The 16,181-nt window shown below is 33.2% G+C and carries 16 protein-coding genes and 1 tRNA gene; 12 read left to right on the top strand and 5 right to left on the bottom strand.

The annotated features are described in order from the left end of the window. Genes FLY87_RS05690 through FLY87_RS05670 form a run of 5 tightly spaced genes read left to right on the top strand, consistent with a single transcriptional unit; the run spans position 1 to position 5,971 of the window. Positions 1-915, top strand: a complete 915-nt coding sequence (locus FLY87_RS05690; RefSeq protein WP_028842419.1) for a D-alanine--D-alanine ligase — start codon at positions 1-3, stop codon at positions 913-915. Beyond that, on the top strand, positions 905-1,639 hold the full coding sequence (locus tag FLY87_RS05685) for a cell division protein FtsQ/DivIB (protein ID WP_012545598.1): 735 nt from the start codon (positions 905-907) through the stop codon (positions 1,637-1,639). The genes FLY87_RS05690 and FLY87_RS05685 overlap by 11 nt, the downstream gene beginning before the upstream one ends. 12 nt (positions 1,640-1,651) lie before the next feature. Further along, positions 1,652-2,938, top strand: coding sequence for a cell division protein FtsA (gene ftsA / locus FLY87_RS05680; protein WP_141266531.1), 1,287 nt, complete (start codon positions 1,652-1,654; stop codon positions 2,936-2,938). Between the two features lie 23 nt (positions 2,939-2,961). Then, a complete protein-coding gene (ftsZ, locus tag FLY87_RS05675; protein ID WP_141266529.1) occupies positions 2,962-4,344 on the top strand; it encodes a cell division protein FtsZ in 1,383 nt (460 codons plus the stop codon). Continuing rightward, the gene (locus FLY87_RS05670; RefSeq protein ID WP_141266528.1) at positions 4,328-5,971 is read left to right on the top strand and encodes a radical SAM protein; all 1,644 of its coding nucleotides are present in this window, start codon (positions 4,328-4,330) and stop codon (positions 5,969-5,971) included. The genes ftsZ and FLY87_RS05670 overlap by 17 nt, the downstream gene beginning before the upstream one ends. Here the strand turns inward: FLY87_RS05670 and FLY87_RS05665 are convergent. Both FLY87_RS05665 and FLY87_RS05660 read right to left on the bottom strand, forming a co-directional pair. Continuing rightward, the gene (locus FLY87_RS05665) at positions 5,943-7,160 is read right to left on the bottom strand and encodes a radical SAM/SPASM domain-containing protein (protein ID WP_012546061.1); all 1,218 of its coding nucleotides are present in this window, start codon (positions 7,158-7,160) and stop codon (positions 5,943-5,945) included. The genes FLY87_RS05670 and FLY87_RS05665 overlap by 29 nt on opposite strands. After that, positions 7,147-8,475: an MBL fold metallo-hydrolase RNA specificity domain-containing protein gene (locus FLY87_RS05660; RefSeq protein WP_028842422.1), complete on the bottom strand. Its 1,329-nt coding sequence runs from the start codon at positions 8,473-8,475 to the stop codon at positions 7,147-7,149. The genes FLY87_RS05665 and FLY87_RS05660 overlap by 14 nt, the downstream gene beginning before the upstream one ends. A gap of 49 nt (positions 8,476-8,524) precedes the next feature. Here FLY87_RS05660 and FLY87_RS05655 point away from each other — a divergent pair, with 49 nt between their 5' ends. From FLY87_RS05655 to FLY87_RS05645, 3 genes are all read left to right on the top strand, one after another. After that, the gene (locus tag FLY87_RS05655; RefSeq protein WP_028842423.1) at positions 8,525-9,631 is read left to right on the top strand and encodes a cysteine desulfurase family protein; all 1,107 of its coding nucleotides are present in this window, start codon (positions 8,525-8,527) and stop codon (positions 9,629-9,631) included. 100 nt (positions 9,632-9,731) lie between these two features. Further along, positions 9,732-10,922 carry an MFS transporter gene (locus FLY87_RS05650; RefSeq protein WP_181405994.1) on the top strand — a complete coding sequence of 397 codons (1,191 nt, stop codon included), beginning with the start codon at positions 9,732-9,734 and terminating at the stop codon, positions 10,920-10,922. Between the two features lie 12 nt (positions 10,923-10,934). Next, a complete protein-coding gene (locus FLY87_RS05645; RefSeq protein WP_028842425.1) occupies positions 10,935-11,480 on the top strand; it encodes an HD domain-containing protein in 546 nt (181 codons plus the stop codon). Here the strand turns inward: FLY87_RS05645 and FLY87_RS05640 are convergent. The 3 genes from FLY87_RS05640 to FLY87_RS05630 are packed head-to-tail and all read right to left on the bottom strand — an operon-like array spanning position 11,475 to position 14,216. Then, a complete protein-coding gene (locus tag FLY87_RS05640; RefSeq protein ID WP_012544996.1) occupies positions 11,475-11,969 on the bottom strand; it encodes an Rrf2 family transcriptional regulator in 495 nt (164 codons plus the stop codon). The two genes, FLY87_RS05645 and FLY87_RS05640, sit on opposite strands and share 6 nt — an antisense overlap. Next, positions 11,887-12,909: a cytochrome d ubiquinol oxidase subunit II gene (gene cydB, locus FLY87_RS05635; protein ID WP_028842426.1), complete on the bottom strand. Its 1,023-nt coding sequence runs from the start codon at positions 12,907-12,909 to the stop codon at positions 11,887-11,889. Before cydB ends, FLY87_RS05640 begins: the two co-directional genes overlap by 83 nt. A gap of 2 nt (positions 12,910-12,911) precedes the next feature. Beyond that, entirely contained in the window at positions 12,912-14,216 is a 1,305-nt protein-coding gene (locus FLY87_RS05630; RefSeq protein WP_012545853.1) for a cytochrome ubiquinol oxidase subunit I, read from the bottom strand. Between the two features lie 121 nt (positions 14,217-14,337). On the opposite strand from FLY87_RS05630, the gene FLY87_RS05625 reads away from it, so the two are divergent. The 4 genes from FLY87_RS05625 (at position 14,338) to FLY87_RS05615 (ending at position 16,167) form a co-directional block, all read left to right on the top strand. Next, a tRNA-Arg gene (locus FLY87_RS05625) sits at positions 14,338-14,411 on the top strand. A 90-nt stretch (positions 14,412-14,501) separates the two neighbouring features. Beyond that, positions 14,502-14,663, top strand: a complete 162-nt coding sequence (locus FLY87_RS10150; protein ID WP_169720705.1) for a hypothetical protein — start codon at positions 14,502-14,504, stop codon at positions 14,661-14,663. A gap of 9 nt (positions 14,664-14,672) precedes the next feature. After that, on the top strand, positions 14,673-15,104 hold the full coding sequence (locus tag FLY87_RS05620) for a thioredoxin domain-containing protein (RefSeq protein ID WP_169720706.1): 432 nt from the start codon (positions 14,673-14,675) through the stop codon (positions 15,102-15,104). Further along, positions 15,088-16,167, top strand: coding sequence for a cytochrome-c peroxidase (locus FLY87_RS05615; RefSeq protein WP_141266524.1), 1,080 nt, complete (start codon positions 15,088-15,090; stop codon positions 16,165-16,167). Before FLY87_RS05620 ends, FLY87_RS05615 begins: the two co-directional genes overlap by 17 nt. Positions 16,168-16,181 lie beyond the last annotated feature (14 nt).

The raw sequence follows: 16,181 nt of genomic DNA, 5'->3' as shown, positions 1-16,181 counted from the left end.
ATGAAAGTTGGAGTAATCGCGGGAGGAATTTCCTCAGAGAGAGAAGTCTCTCTTAGGAGTGGACAGGCAGTCTTCAATGCCTTAAAAGAACTTGGATATAATGTGGTATTTATAGATGCAGGAATAGACCTTTGTGAGAAGATAAAAATAGAAAAAATTGATATAGCTTTTCTTGTTCTTCATGGTGGATGGGGAGAAAATGGAGCAGTTCAGGGGATGCTTGAAGTTATGGGTATTCCATATACTGGTTCAGGAGTTCTTGCTTCTGCTCTGGCAATGGATAAGGAAGCATCAAAGAAGATATTTCTTTATCACGGTATTCCTGTTCCTCCTTTTAAAGTGCTTAATAAAAAAGATTATATAAGTTCAGCCGTTAGTCTATCATCTTTTAGTTTTCCCTGTGTTGTAAAACCTGCAGAGGAAGGATCATCTATAGGAGTAAACATTGTTAAAAATGAGAGAGAGTTTAAGAATGCAATTAATGAAGCATTCCAATTTGGGAAACGAGTAATTATAGAGAAATTTATTGAAGGCAGAGAAATACATATTGGAGTATTAGGAGATAAAGCTCTTGGAGGAGTTGAAGTAAGACCTAAAAAAGGTTTTTACAGCTATGAAGCAAAGTATACAAAAGGTTTGACTGAATATATACTGCCTCCTGAGATAGATAATGCTCTTTATGAGAAACTCAAAGAACTTGGACTCAAAGCTCATAAGTCGCTAAATTGTAAAGGGGGTACAAGGGTTGATATGATAGTTGATCAACAAGGTAATCCTTATGTTCTTGAAGTAAATACAATTCCTGGCATGACAGAAACATCTCTTTTACCTAAAATAGCTTCACTTGCTGGTTATGATTTTAAAGGTTTAGTTAAAGAGATTCTGGAACTTTCACTTAAAAATAATGAAAAGTAAGAAATGGATAATTTTAATATGCGTTTTTTTTGTTGTATTAGTTGGTTTTTTGGCTTTTGAGGAATTTACTGTAAGGAATGTTGTTATTATTGGTAATAAACATCTAACTGATAAAGAAATCAGAGCAATCCTGTCAATAAAAGAAGGGAATTCTATCATTTATCCGTCATCAAAGACTTTATATGAAAGACTAAAAAAAACGCCATGGATAAAAGATGCAATTATAAGAAAAGATTTAAACGGAACAATGACAATTTATATAAAGGAATCCACTCCGGTTGCTATTGCTATGTTTAATGAAAATTATTATTTGGTTGATTACGAAGCTCAGGTTCTTGAGAATTTCACTGAAAAGATTCAAAAGGATAAGCATGTTTCTGAAGTAGACACCAAAGAAACAAACCCAACCATTTTTTTACCTATCATAAAAAATATTGATCCATTCAAAAACAAAGAAACTCTTAATGAAGCCGTCAAACTACTCAATTTCATTAATCATAAAGGTTTTGTAAAAGCTGATGATAAAATAATAATAACAGGCAATAATCCAGATGACCTGACTCTTTATATAAATAATTTCCCAATTATTGTAGGCAAAGGAGAGCTTGAAGCAAAATTTGCGAAATATCTTGTAGTTAATGGCGAGATTCAAAAAAGAGGTTTAAATGTTCAATACATTGACCTAAGAGTTCCCGATAGAGTGATAGTAAAACCTGTTGAATAGAGGATTTTAAAAATGAGTGAAATGATTAAAGTAATTGATATTGGAACAACAAAAATATCATTTGCAGGAGCAAAAATTGAAAGTGGAAAATTAGTAATTGATTTTTTAAAGAGTTATCCATCTGCTGGTTTAAAAAGAGGCAAAATAGTTGACATGGAAGCAATGATTTCATCTATTAAGAAATCTTTACAGGATATAGAGAGCACCTTAGGAATAAGATTGAAAAAAGCTTTTGTTTGTTCCTCTGGAAGTGATATTGAAGGTATATGTAGTAATGCAGCAGTAAAAGTAAAGAAGAGAGAAGTAACAGAACAGGATGTTGATTTAGCAATTGAAGCAGCAACTGCTATGCAGATTCCTTATGATAGACAGGCAGTTCATATTCTACCTGTTGAATTTGTTGTGGATGGAGTAAACGGGATAAAAGATCCTGTTGGAATGAAGGCATTAAGGCTTGAGTCTAAGGTTTATATTATAACTGCTTCATCGTCACATATTCAGAATCTTATTACATGTTGTAATAAAGCGGGCATTGAAGTTGAAGACATTGTGCTTCAGAGTGTGGCTTCTTCGGAGGCTACACTTTCAGAACATGATAAAGAAATGGGAACACTGGTTGTTGATATAGGTGGAGGAAGCATAGACATGGCAGTATTTTATGATGGTTATTTAAGACATGTTGCAACATATGGTATCGGAGGTAATCACATTACAAATGATTTAGCAATAGGATTAAAAATTCCATTCCATGAAGCAGAGAGAATAAAAACGCAATTCGGAGTTGCATTGCCTGATATCAGATTTGGTAGTTTGAAGTTCAAAGAAAATGAAAAAGATATAGAAATTGTTGGACTGGATAAGCATTCTATTAAAATTCCTCTTAATGTGATAAAAGAGATAATTTATGCAAGATGTGAAGAAATACTGGAAGTCTTAAAAAAGGAATTTACCTCTATCCCTCAGGATATTTCTATATCTTCAGTAGTTTTTACAGGTGGGACATCATTGATGCAGGGTTTTATCTCCTTAGCTGAAGGATTTTTATCAATACCTGCAAGAATAGGAAAACCAGATACAGGACTCATGACAGTTTGTTCCGAGTTTGGTTTAGATGAAAGTATAATGGAGCAGAAAGAGGAATTTGAAGAAATTTTTACTCCCGAATTTGCTTCAACCATAGGAACAATAATTTATGCAATTAAAACAAGAGGTTTTAGCGAGTCATATTCTGGTTTAGCAAAATTATTTAATAAAATTGGAACATGGATAATGGAAAAGACTTTAAGAAAGTTTAAATAAAAATAGAAGGGAGGAGGAGCAAAATGTTTGAAATTGAAGAAGTAGAGAGACCTGTAGCAAAGATAAAGGTGATAGGAGTTGGAGGAGCAGGCACAAATGCTGTAAATACAATGATTTCTTCTGGTATTTATGGAGTTGAATTTATAGCAGTAAATACAGATATACAACATCTTGAAATTTCCTTAGCTCCTGTTAAAGTGCAGATTGGAAAAGAGCTTACAAAAGGTCTTGGTGCAGGTTCTGATCCAGAACTTGGTAAAAAATCAGCATTTGAAGACAAGGATACACTTCTTTCTTGCATAGAAGGTTCTGATTTGATTTTTATAACTGCTGGAATGGGTGGAGGAACAGGAACTGGTGCTGCACCTGTGATTGCTTCTTTAGCAAAAGAACTTGGAATATTGACAGTAGCGGTTGTTACTAAGCCCTTTTATTTTGAGGGTAAAAAAAGGCTTCATAATGCAGTTGTTGGAATAAAAGAGCTTAAAAAATATGTAGACACTATAATTGTTATTCCTAATGATAGAATTTACATGGTAGTTGAAAAAGGAACTCCCCTTGTGAAATCTTTCGCAATTGCTAATGATATTTTAAGACAGGCTGTTCAGGGAATTTCAGATCTTATTTTAAGTCCAGGTTTTATAAATAGAGATTTTGCAGATGTAAGGACTATTATTGAAAATTCTGGTAAGGCTGTGATAGGACTTGGAACATGCACAAAACAGGAAGGAGCAACTGAGGCAGCTCGCCGGGCAATTAATAATCCACTGCTTGAAGAAACATCCATAGAAGGTGCTAAAAGAATTCTCATAAATATCACTGGAGGGTTTGATCTTACTCTTGATGAGGTTCAAGAAATTGCTGGGACTGTATATGATATTGCCCATGAAGACGCAAATATAATATTTGGGACTGTAATAAAATCGGAAATAGAAAATGAGATATTTGTCACAGTCATTGCAACAGGTTTTGAGGATAAATCTGAAGAGATAACTTTAAGCTCCACTGAGAAATGGATGCCTAAAAGTAGTAGTGTTTCTTTGAAAGAAACAAAAAGAATTATTTCAAAAGATATTCAATCTCTTTCTTCATTAAGCCTTGATTCAGTTTCAAATTCTTCCAGTAAACAATCAGATTTAGATATGACTGTATCAGAAACTTCTTTGAAAAAAGAAACAGATGAGCATTTATTATCTTCAGTCCCTTCTCAAGAAAATACTAAACATTCTGAAACAAAATTAGAGCCTGCTGATGAAAAACAAAAAACAGAGCCTGTAGAACATGAAAATTCAGTTATCTTTCTTAAAGAACCTTCCAAAGATATTCCTCCAGAGATTGAAGATGAAATTGATATTCCAGCTTATTTAAGAAAGAAACATAAAATACTGAATGAGAAAAATATTTGAAAAGATTAATGCTCTATTAGAGAAAGAAAAGGGCACAATTTTTAAAGAACATGGTGGCAGAATAAGAATATGTCTTATATATCCAAATTTATATCCTATTGGAATATCAAATTTAGGATTTCAAACTGTTTACAGGCTTTTTAATCAAAGAAAAGATATTGTCTGTGAGAGAGTTTTTCTTCCAAAAGATATAGAGGATTATAAAAAATATCCCCTTGTTTCATTTGAATCAAAAACTCCTATTTATGCATTTGATATATTGGCTTTCAGTCTTTGTTTTGAAAATGATTATCCATCTATTTTAAAAATCCTTGAACTCGGTAAGGTTCCTTACTATAGTTTCCAAAGGAATTTTAATCATCCTTTGGTAATAGCAGGTGGAGTTTTATGTTTTACTAATCCCGAACCTGTAGCTCAAATTTTTGATATTATTTTCATTGGTGAGGCTGAAGGACTTATTGATAAATTTATTGAAGTTTATAAGTTTGTTAAGAATAATTCCTATGAAGAGGATTTTAAAGAAAATCTTAAACGAGAAGTTTTAAAACTTGATGGATTTTATGTTCCAGAGGCTTATGAGGAAATACATGATGCACATGGAAAATTAATTGGAAGACAATCCATCTGGAATAATGCTTCTGAAAAGATAAAAAGAGTTTACTGTAAAGAATTTACAAAAAAATTTAGTTTTTCTCAAATAATAACACAAGAAGCTGTATTTTCTAATATGTTTCTTGTTGAAACCATGCGTGGATGTCCTTTTAGTTGCAGATTTTGTCTCGTAGGACATGTATATAAACCTGTCAGAAAGGCTAACATTGAAGATTTAAAATCAAAAATTGAGGAACTTAAACCTTTTCAGGCAGGTTTAATAGCTCCCTCAATTACAGCTTATAAGGAACTAAAAGAATTATTGAAAATTTCTGATGTTGAATTGTCTTTTACTTCCTTAAGGGCGGATAAATCTACTATTGAAATTTTAAAAACTCTCGCATTACGTAAAACCGTCACTTTAGCTCCTGAAGCAGGGACTGACAGACTCAGAAGGATAATAAAAAAGGAAATAAGTGAAAATGATTTATTGCTTATTGCTCAAGAGCTTAATGAAACAGAACTTGAAATTCTCAAGCTTTATTTCATGATAGGTCTTCCTTTTGAAAAGGACGAAGAGATTGATGAAATAGTTAATCTTATTAAAAAAATTCGGAGTGTTTTTCAACGCAAGATAACAGCAAGTGTCAGTATATTTGTTCCAAAGCCTTTTACTCCGTTTCAATGGCATAGAATGGAGAAATATGAAATAGTTAAAGAGAAACTGAAAAAACTAAAAAAAGACACATTGCAGATTAAAGGATTTAAACTTGTTCATGAAGTCCCGAAGTATTCTTACATGGAAGGTTATTTTGCAAAGGCTCCAAGAAAAGCAATTTCAGTGATTGAGAGACTTTCAAAGGGAGAAAATTTTTGGCATTTTTTTGATGAAATACAGGATAGCCTTTATGAAATAAAATCATTTAATGATTATCTCCCATGGGATTTTATTGAACATGAAGGATTAAGCAAAGAGGCTTTGTGGAAGGAGTACGAAAAAGCAATAGCTATAGCCTGCCAAACTGATAACATTTAAATAGGTCAGGAGATTTTTCATTTCCACTTAAAGTTCTGGCTCTAAATCTGCAACCGCCTCTACATTCCTGAAGAAATGCGCAGTTTATTTCAGAACATTCAAGTTCTTTTAAAATAATCTGTTTTTTCTTTTTCCATAGATTTTCTAACCCTTCATCAATTTGTCCAATAGGTTCATTTTCATAGAAAGAACAAAAAGCAACTGAACCTGTTGCAAGGATTGCCATAAGATGGGCACCACATCCATATCCTTCTGCTCTTGGATGGTCTTCTACGGAAAACCCATATTTCTGCATGATTGTGTAGGTTTTTTCTGGAGAAACCCAGAGTTCTTTATTTAATTTCAAATTTCCTGTAATTGTAAGGGCATCAATGGTCCATTCCCTTATTTTTAAAGTTTTGATAAGGTTTTCAAGTTCATCAAACTCTTCTATGTTTTCTTTATGAATAACTGTTGCGATACTTACTTGAAATCCGTAATCAATGGATTTTTTAATTGCTTTTAAAGTTTTATCAAATGTTCCCTGTCCTCTTAATATTTCGTGTCCTCTTTTCATTCCGTCAAGGCTTATCTGGATTTCTTCAAAATTTAGATTTTTTAATATGTTATCATTGAGTAATAGTCCATTTGTAAAAAGAATTTTCCTTATAGCGAGGTCTTTTATAAAATTATTAATTTTTTTAAATTCTGAATGTAATAAAGGTTCTCCACCTGTAATCAGAACTCTTAATCCTTGCATTTTTTCAAACTCTTTGAGAGTTTTTTTTATTTTTTCAAAAGAAAGTTCCTGAGACTTGTCTATATCTACAAAATGCGAAAATTTTTTCTTCTGACATGTACCTGAATTTACAAAGCAATGTTTGCATCTTAGATTGCAACGGTTTGTAATCTGAAGCTCAAGATATCTTAGAGATGGAATTGGTGATTGCTCTATTGCAGTTTTAATTCTTTTTTGAGGGATTTTAGTTAAAATTCCTTCATTTAAGCAGTATTCAATGAATTTTTTGTCATCTTTTTCCCCTTTATTGAGTGTATTGGGTAGAGCATTACTTTCTGATATGTCACTGAGTATTTTTAATGCCCTTTTATCAATACAGTAAATTTCATCTGTTTTTATATTATAAAGTGCAGGAAACTCAATTAGTTTTATAAAGATTTTTTCATTGAGATAATACTTACCCAATTTCATAAGTGGAAAGCCTTTCTGGACAATGACATCTAAAGTTGAATCTTTCTTCTATTGATTTTTTAAAAATATCAATGACTTCTGGTTCACCATGAACGATAAAAATTTCAGGCTTTGTTTTGATAGCTTTAAGCCATTCAAGAAGTTCATCTCTGTCAGCATGTGCTGAAAAACCTCCAATAGTGTAAATTTTAGCTTTTACTGGAAGCATTTTACCAAGTATCAAAACCTCTTTTTCTCCATCAACAATTTTTCTTCCAAGTGTGCCTTTAGCCTGAAATCCTGCGAAGATAATGCTACATTGTTCTCTGTAAATATTATGATAAAGGTGATATATTATTCTTCCACCCTGACACATTCCGCTTCCAGCAATAATAACAGCCTTTGAGTTAATTGTATTAAGTTTTTTTGATTCTTCAACACTTTTTATAAAATGAAGCTTTATGGATGAGCGATTCGGGTGTCTCATTTCTCTTAAGGCTTCATCATCAAAAAGTTCTGGATGTGAAAGATATATTCTTGTGGCTTCTTCTGCAAGAGGACTGTCAAGATAGACATCTATTGGTTCTAAAATTCCCTGCCTTACAGATTTATTGAGAATATAAAGCAAATCTTGGGTTCTTCCAACAGCAAAAGCTGGTATTATAACATTCCCTTCTTTTTTAAATGTATCTTTTATCGCTTGAATAAGCTCCTTAATACTTTCTTCAAGATTTTTATGAAGTCTGTTTCCATAGGTTGACTCTAAAACAAGGTAGTCTGCTTCAGTTGGAGGGATAGGATCCTTTAAAATCGGATTCCCTGTTCTTCCAATATCTCCTGAGAATACAATCGTTTTATTATTAATTTTTATTTCAACAGTTGCTGAGCCAAGAATATGTCCGGCATCAAGGAATCTTATGCTTATTCCATTAAAATTTAATGTTTTTTGATAGGATAAAGTTTCTATCTGTTTCAAAGCTTTGTATATATTTTCTTCATCATAAAGAAGTTGTTTATGATTCTCATTTTTTTGTACTTTTAATGCATCAAAGAGCATTATTTCAAGAAGGTCTTTTGTGGCAGGAGTTGTGATAATTCTGCATCTTAGTCCTTCTTTGACAAGCTTTGGAATAAGAGCAGAGTGATCGAGATGAGCATGAGTAAGAATAACGAGGTCTATTTTTCTTGGATTGAATGGGAAAGGTTCATAATTTAGGAATTCTTTATCATTTTCCTGAAAAAGTCCACACTCAATGAGAATATTTTGTTTTTCTATTTCAAGGAGGAAACATGAACCTGTGACAGTTTTTGTTGCTCCGAAAAACTGAATTTTCATGAAATAAATAATAGCATAAAAAATATATTTTTTGATAAATTTATATAACATGATTTACCTTGATTACAATGCAACAACTCCTTTAGAACCAAGAGTAAAAGAAGAAATAATAAGAACTTTTGAGGAGTTCGGAAATCCTTCAAGCTCTCATAGCTATGGTAAAAACGCAAGAAAAATCATTGAAACTGCAAGAAAGAAAGTAGCAGAACTTATTGAAGCAGAACCTGAAGAGATAATTTTTACTTCAGGAGGCACAGAGTCAAACAATCTTGCAATATTTGGAAGAGCTTTATGTTTTAGCAAAGGGCATATAATAACATCTTCAATTGAACATCCTTCAGTGCTTAATCCATGCAGACAACTTCTTCGCATGGGATATGATGTAACTTTTCTTCCTGTAAGTCCTGGAGGCATTGTTGATCCAGAAGATGTAAAGAAAGCAATAAAAAAGGATACGATTCTTGTAACTATAATGCACTCAAATAATGAAACAGGTATAATTCAGCCAATTAAAGAAATTGGAGAGATTCTTCTTGAAAAAGAAATACCTTTTCATACAGATTGCGCTCAGAGTATTGGAAAAGTTCCTGTTTCTGTAAATGAACTTCCTGTTACAATGCTTAGTTTAGCAGGGCATAAATTTTATGCACCTAAAGGAATTGGAGCGCTTTATATAAGAAAAAATTTTATTATAAAGCCTGTGCTTTTGGGCGCATCTCATGAAAAAGGCTTAAGACCAGGGACTGAAAATACTGCTTATATTGCAGGATTAGGAAAAGCAAGTGAAATAATCTCTCAAGAGTTTTCTCAAATAACCGAACATCTTCATCATGTTACAGAGCCATTACTTAACGGACTTTTTGAGATTCATAATGTTAAGTTTAACGGAAAGAAAGCTCCAAGACTTCCAAACACAATAAATATTTCAATCAAAGGTATATTGGCAGATGAATTCGTTGAGAGGTTATCTGGCAAAGTCGCAATTTCATCAGGTTCTGCTTGCCATGCAGGAACAAGGAAACCAAGCCATGTTTTGCTTGCAATGGGTGTTTCTCCTGAAGATGCTCTCTCCTCAATAAGAATAAGCACAGGAAAATTTACAACGGTTGATGAAGTCATGGAAACTATTGAAATAATTAAACAAGAACTTGAATAAAGCTCTCATAAATGTTTTTTAACTCAAAAATAAAAAGTTCTTCATACTATAAGGCAAGTCAAAAGAACATAAAATGATATAATAAAAGATGTCCCATCCATTGAAAATTAAGGAATTCAGAGCTTACTGGATAGGTCAGATAATTTCTTTAAGTGGCACATGGATGCAGCAAATAGCACAGAGTTGGCTTGTTTATGTTCTTACTAAATCCGCTTTTTATCTCGGATTGATTTCTTTTCTTGCTTCATTCCCTGCGCTTCTTTTCACATTATTTGGAGGTGTAATAGCTGACAGATATCCAAGGAGAAATATTTTAATTGTAACTCAGTGTTTATCATGTTTACCTGCTGTAATTCTTGGCATCCTTATTCACTTAAATGTTATAAATATCTGGCATATTGCCGCAGCATCTTTCATTCTTGGAGTAGCTACTGCTTTTGATATGCCGGCTCGGCAGGCTTTTATAACTGAAATAGTATCTCATGAGATGATTACTACTGCTGTAGCAATGCAATCAATATCTTTTAATATCGCAAGAATTGCAGGACCTGTTTTTGCAGGATTTATTGTGACTCATTTGAGTTTTTATATGTGTTTTTACCTTAATGCATTGAGTTTTATACCTCTTATTTTAATTCTTCTGAGCATTAAACCAGACTTTCCTTTAAGTGCTTCAGAAAATAGTTCTTTCAGAAAAAGTTTGAAAGAAGGATTTAGGTTTCTTCTTAAAAATGAACAAATTTTGTATACAATTTGTGCAGTGGGAATTTTTACATTATTTGGCCTTTCCTTTATGACAATACTGCCTATAATAGCTGGAGAGGTTTTAAATGTTGGAGCTAAGGGTTTTGGTATAATTGTCTCATCTATAGGAGCAGGTTCACTTTTAGCTGGCATTCTCATAGCATTAAAAAAAGATATTAAAGAAAAGCTAAATCACATTTTTAGAGCATCACTTTTATTTCCTGTTGCTATTTTCGGAATTGCATTTTTCAATGAATTTTACATTACAATTTCATTTGCTTTTATAATAGGTTTTGCCTTAGTTAATTTTTTTATTGTGAGTAACAGCTTTATTCAGCATCAGACAGAACAAAGACTCAGAGGAAGAATAATGAGTTTTTTTGCGTTTGTTTTTTTAGGATTTACTCCAATTGGGAATTTACTTGCGGGAATTCTTGTTGACAGATTTGGTGTTAAACCAGTGCTTGAACTTTATTCTTTAATATGTTTAGCTGGAGGAATTATTTTTCTTAAAATTTTACCTGCAACTCGTATTAGAATTTCATGATATAATGAAAAAATGGATCCATTAGAAGTCATAAAAAAATACTATAGTCCTCAAAGTTTGGCATTTATTATTCTTGTTAATCATTCACAGAAAGTTGCGGAAAAAGCAGTAAAAATAGCGGAAAATTTAAATGCAGATAAACAGTTTATCTATGAGGCAGCAATGTTGCATGACATAGGAATTTTTATGACAAATACTCCGAGATTTGATTGTCATGGCAAATATCCCTATTTAGCTCATGGTTATCTTGGAAAAGAAATACTTGAAAAGGAGGGATATCCTAATCATGCTCTTGTTTGCGAGAGACACACTGGCGTAGGAATAACAAAGGAAGAAATAGTTAAAAAAAATCTTCCTTTACCTCAAAGAGACATGATCCCCATTACATTAGAGGAAAAAATAATTGCCTATGCAGATAAATTTTTCTCAAAAGAATCTGATGGTTCAGTAAGAGTAAGAACAGTTGATGAGATTATCAAAGACCTTTCAAGATACGGTGAAGAAAAGGTCAGAATTTTTAAGGAATGGATTAATATGTTTGAAGGGACTGCCTTATGAAGCAGCCCCCTTAGCTAATTCTTGAAATTTAATTTCCTGTAAAGCCTGAATAAGCCTTTCTCTAACTTTAAACCAGACAGGATGTACAGGACAGTGAGAGATTAGTCCACAGATTTTGTCATTTATTACACATCTGTTTAAAGCTACTGCTTTTTCCATTGCAACTATTACATCAAACAGTGTTATCTCTACAGGCTCTCTTAAAAGTTTTATGCCACCGCTTACCCCTCTTTTAAGTTGAACTAATCCTACTTTTTCAAGCTGTTTCAGTATTTTCCTTAAAAAGCTTTTTGGAATTTGCATCTGTTGTGATATCTCCTCTGCCCGTGCAGAGTAATCTTTTTTACCTGAAAGATAAAGCACAGTTCTAATTGCATAATCTGTTTCCCTTGTAATCTGTAGTCCTTTAATAGCCTTCCTCCTTAAGCTCTTTTTCTGTAATTTTATACATAAATGTTTTATATGTCCATGCCTGATAAAAAAGAACAATCGGAACAGAAATTATAATAACAATTGTCATTATTTTCAAAGTGTAAGGGCTTGAGGAAGAGTTAAATAGCGTAAGACTGTATTTAGAGTCAATTGAAGAAGGAATAAGATTTGGATAAAGCCCTATGATACCGCTAAATACAAGAGATATAATGAACAAGGCTGATGAAATGAAAGCTCTACCTCTTTTGTTTTTCATTATATAAAAGCCTGTTACAAGTAGACATGTTACAGCCAATGCAGGCACAGCAAACCAAAAGGGAAGTTTGAGGAAGTTATCGTAAAGATTTGTAAATACTGCTGTAAGAATAAGAAATAAGACAGCGCATATAGCCTGTAGATACCAGAATTTTTTGGCTCTTGCCATTGCTTTTTCTGCTAAGGTATCTTGAACTTTGAGAGATATCCATAATCCTCCATGAACTATGAATGTGAAAAGAAATAACAAACCTACAAGTAATCCATAGGGATTAAGAAGGCTAAATAGTGTTCCATAGTAACCAGAATCATCAAATTTTAGCCCCATAAATATATTTCCAAAGGCAACACCGAAAAGTAAAGAGGGAATGAGACTTCCTAAGAAAATACCAATATCCCACAGTTTTTTTTGTGTGTCTGTTACGGCTTTTGGTCTGAACTCTACAGCAACACCCCGTAAAATTAAGGCAAAAAGGATTATAAGGAGCGGCGTATAAAGATAACTAAACATATAGGCATAGGTAGTAGGGAATGCAGCAAAAGTTGCACCTCCAGCAGTTATAAGCCATACTTCATTACCATTCCATACAGGTCCTATTGCATGAATTACTGCTTTTTTATCCATCTCATCTTTTGCAATAAATGGATAAAGAATACCTGCTCCAAAGTCAAATCCATCAAGAGCAAAATATACCGCCCAGAGCAATCCCCATAAAATAAACCATATAATTTGAAACTCCATGATTACACCTCCTTTGGTTCAGGACCTTTTCTTGCATATTTTGCAAGAAGGTATATATCAATTATGCCTAATGCACCATAAAAGACTGTAAAGCCAATTAAGGATGCTAAAACCTGTGAGGGCTCAACAGCTTTTGATACAGCATCAGTTGTTTTTAGAAGTCCATAAACAATCCATGGCTGTCTCCCTACTTCTGCCACAATCCAGCCAAGCTGACCTGCAATATAGGGAAGAGGAATTGACCAAAGAAGTAATTTTAAAAAAATTGTACTGTTTTCAATATATCTAAACTTTATCAAAACCAAAAGAGTAAGCAGAATAAAGAGAAAACCTAATCCAACCATTAGTCTAAAGCTCACAAAAGTAAGAGTAACAGGAGGTCTTTCAGAGGGTGAAAACTCTTTTAAGCCTTTGATTTCCTTTTTTCCAGCAAGTATACTTAACATTGAAGGTATTCCTATTGCCTCAACTGAGTTTTTTTCATTTTCAGGGTCTGGGATAAGGAGTAAATACATAGGTGCGTTCGTAGTGGTGTTCCAAAGAGATTCCATTGCTGCAAGCTTTGTTGGCTGAGTATGTGCTACTTCCTTTGCATGAAAATCACCAACTGCAGCAACCAATATGGAGCTTACAAGAGCGAATATAGCACCAATTTTTAGACACTTTTTGAAAAATTCGGTTTCATTTTTATTGAGCAGATGGTAGGCTGAGATTCCAAGCACAAAAAATCCTGCTACTACCCAGCCTGAAAGAACAGTGTGGGCAAATTTAAGAAGCCCGTAGGCATTTGTTACAACTGCCCAGAAATCAACCATCTCAGCACGGTTATTATTTATTACATATCCCACAGGATGCTGCATCCAGCCATTGGCAATCAAAATCCATAAAGCAGACAGATTGGTAGCTAAAGCCACAAGCCAGATGGAAAGGGCATGAAGTTTTGGAGATATTTTATTCCAGCCAAAAATCCAGACACCAAGGAAAGTGGACTCAAGAAAGAAGGCAACAGTTGCTTCAATCGCAAGTGGTGAACCAAAAATATCGCCTACATAGCGGGAGTATTCTGCCCAGTTCATTCCAAACTGAAACTCCATAGTAATTCCCGTAACAACCCCTAAGGCAAAATTAATAACAAAAAGCCTCCCCCAGAACTTTGCCATTCTTAAGTAGTCTTTGTCTCCAGTTCTTACATACTTTGTTTCCATGTAGGCTACAAGAATGGATAGTCCGAGAGTAAGAGGAACAAAGATAAAATGAAAGGCTGCAGTTGCAGCAAACTGTAGCCTGCTTAATAAAACTGTGTCCATACTTCCCTCCTAAATTTTATTGTTGACTAATTTTATCCACTTTTAAAAATTTTGTCAAGTGCTTATAAATACAAAGTATAGACTTGGCATTTTGATTTAATTTTTTGCTATAATTTTTTAAGCCCCCTTAGCTCAGTAGGATAGAGCACAGGTTTCCTAAACCTGGTGTCGCAGGTTCGATCCCTGCAGGGGGCATTTATTTTTAAATTTTTTTATTCTGTTCCTTTTTTATTTCATCTTAATTCTGTTATAATTGTTTCAAAATAACTTTAAAGGGAATAGATTATGAAAAAATTTAGAATTTTTGTGATGCTTTTTTTTATTTTCTATTTTTATTCTTTTGCTATAGCTGCTGACCAGAGATATAATCTATCTATTGAAAACTCTCCTGTCATTGGTAATGAGGATGCACCTGTTACAATTATAGAATTTATTGATTATCAGTGACCACACTGCGTGGAGGTCGGTCCGACCATAGATAGATTGGTAAAAGAACTGGAAGGCAAGGTTAAGCTTGTTATAAAATTTTTCCCTTATCGGTATAGAGATTATTCAAGAATTGCAGCTGAAGCAGCAGTAGAGGCTTGGAAACAGAGAAAGTTTACTGAAATGCATGAGTTATTAATAAAAAACTCTCCAAGACTTGACAGAGAATCACTCATAAATTACGCAAAGAAGCTGAATATGGATGTAGAAAAATTTATAAAAGCAATAGATAATCAGGAAGGTGCATCAATAATTGAGAAAGATTTAAAGCTTGCAAAAGAACTTGATCTTTATGTAACACCAGCCTTTTATATTAATGGTATAAAAGTGCTTGGTGTTAGAGACAGCGAATACTTTAAAGAGATAATTTTCAGGGAACTTGAAAATGTTAAGAAGAAATAGTATTTTAATTTTTTTATGCTTGATTGCCTTGTTTTTTAATATTGAAGGCTTTGCTTCTGAAAAAAAGAAAAAGAAAATTGAGCCTTTACCAGCGGTGTCTGTTCCTGAGAATAACCCAATGACTCAGGAAAAAATAGAACTTGGTAAAAAGCTGTTTTTTGATAGAAGACTTTCAGGTGATGGAACAACAAGTTGTGCAAGCTGTCATGATCCTGAAAAGGCATTTACAGATGCCTCTGAGATATCTCTAAGTTATCCCACCACAAGAAACTTCAGGAATGCTCCGACTCTTATGAATTCTGCTTATGCTAAACATCTTTTCTGGGATGGACGAGCTAAAACATTAGAAGAACAGGCAGAGTTTCCCATTATGTCACCTTTTGAAATGAATCAAAATCTTGATTTTGTAGAGGAAGAAATTAGAATAGTGCCTGAATACAGAGAAGCATTTAAGAGGATTTTTGGACAGGATGTAAATATTAAATTGATTGCAAAGGCTATTGCTGCTTTTGAAAGAACTTTAATTTCAAAAAATGCGCCTATTGACAGATATCTCAAAGGAGATAAAAACGCATTATCTTCTGAAGCTAAAAGGGGACTTGAGATATTTACAGGTAAAGGAAAATGCATAGATTGTCATTATGGTTATTACTTAAGTGATCAGGAATTTCATGCGCTTATGGTTCCTGAAAATCCAAAATATGCTAATGAAGACAAATTTATTGTTACAAGAAGATATGTAGCAAAGATAAATAAATATCCAGACTACATGAATATCAAGGAAGACCTCGGGAGATATTTCAAAACCAAAAAACAAAAAGATTATAAAGCGTTTAAAACACCTACATTGAGAGAGGTTGCAAAAACTGCTCCATATATGCATAATGGTATATTCAAGAGTCTTGATGAAGTTATAGACTTTTTTAATAAGGGTGGAGGAGAAGGTAATAAAGTTTTGAAACCTCTTAACTTGACTGAAGAAGAGAAAAAAGTTTTAAAAACATTTCTTGTTGAAGCCCTGAGTGGCGAAGATTTAAAAATAAAACCACCTGATATTCCATAAGTATTTCTATTGAG

Origin of the sequence: Thermodesulfovibrio sp. Kuro-1 (genome assembly GCF_006538445.1) — a bacterium.
Taxonomy (GTDB): domain Bacteria; phylum Nitrospirota; class Thermodesulfovibrionia; order Thermodesulfovibrionales; family Thermodesulfovibrionaceae; genus Thermodesulfovibrio; species Thermodesulfovibrio yellowstonii.
Note: the sequence above shows the minus strand (reverse complement) of the source record. Positions and strands in the feature narration are given on the sequence as shown.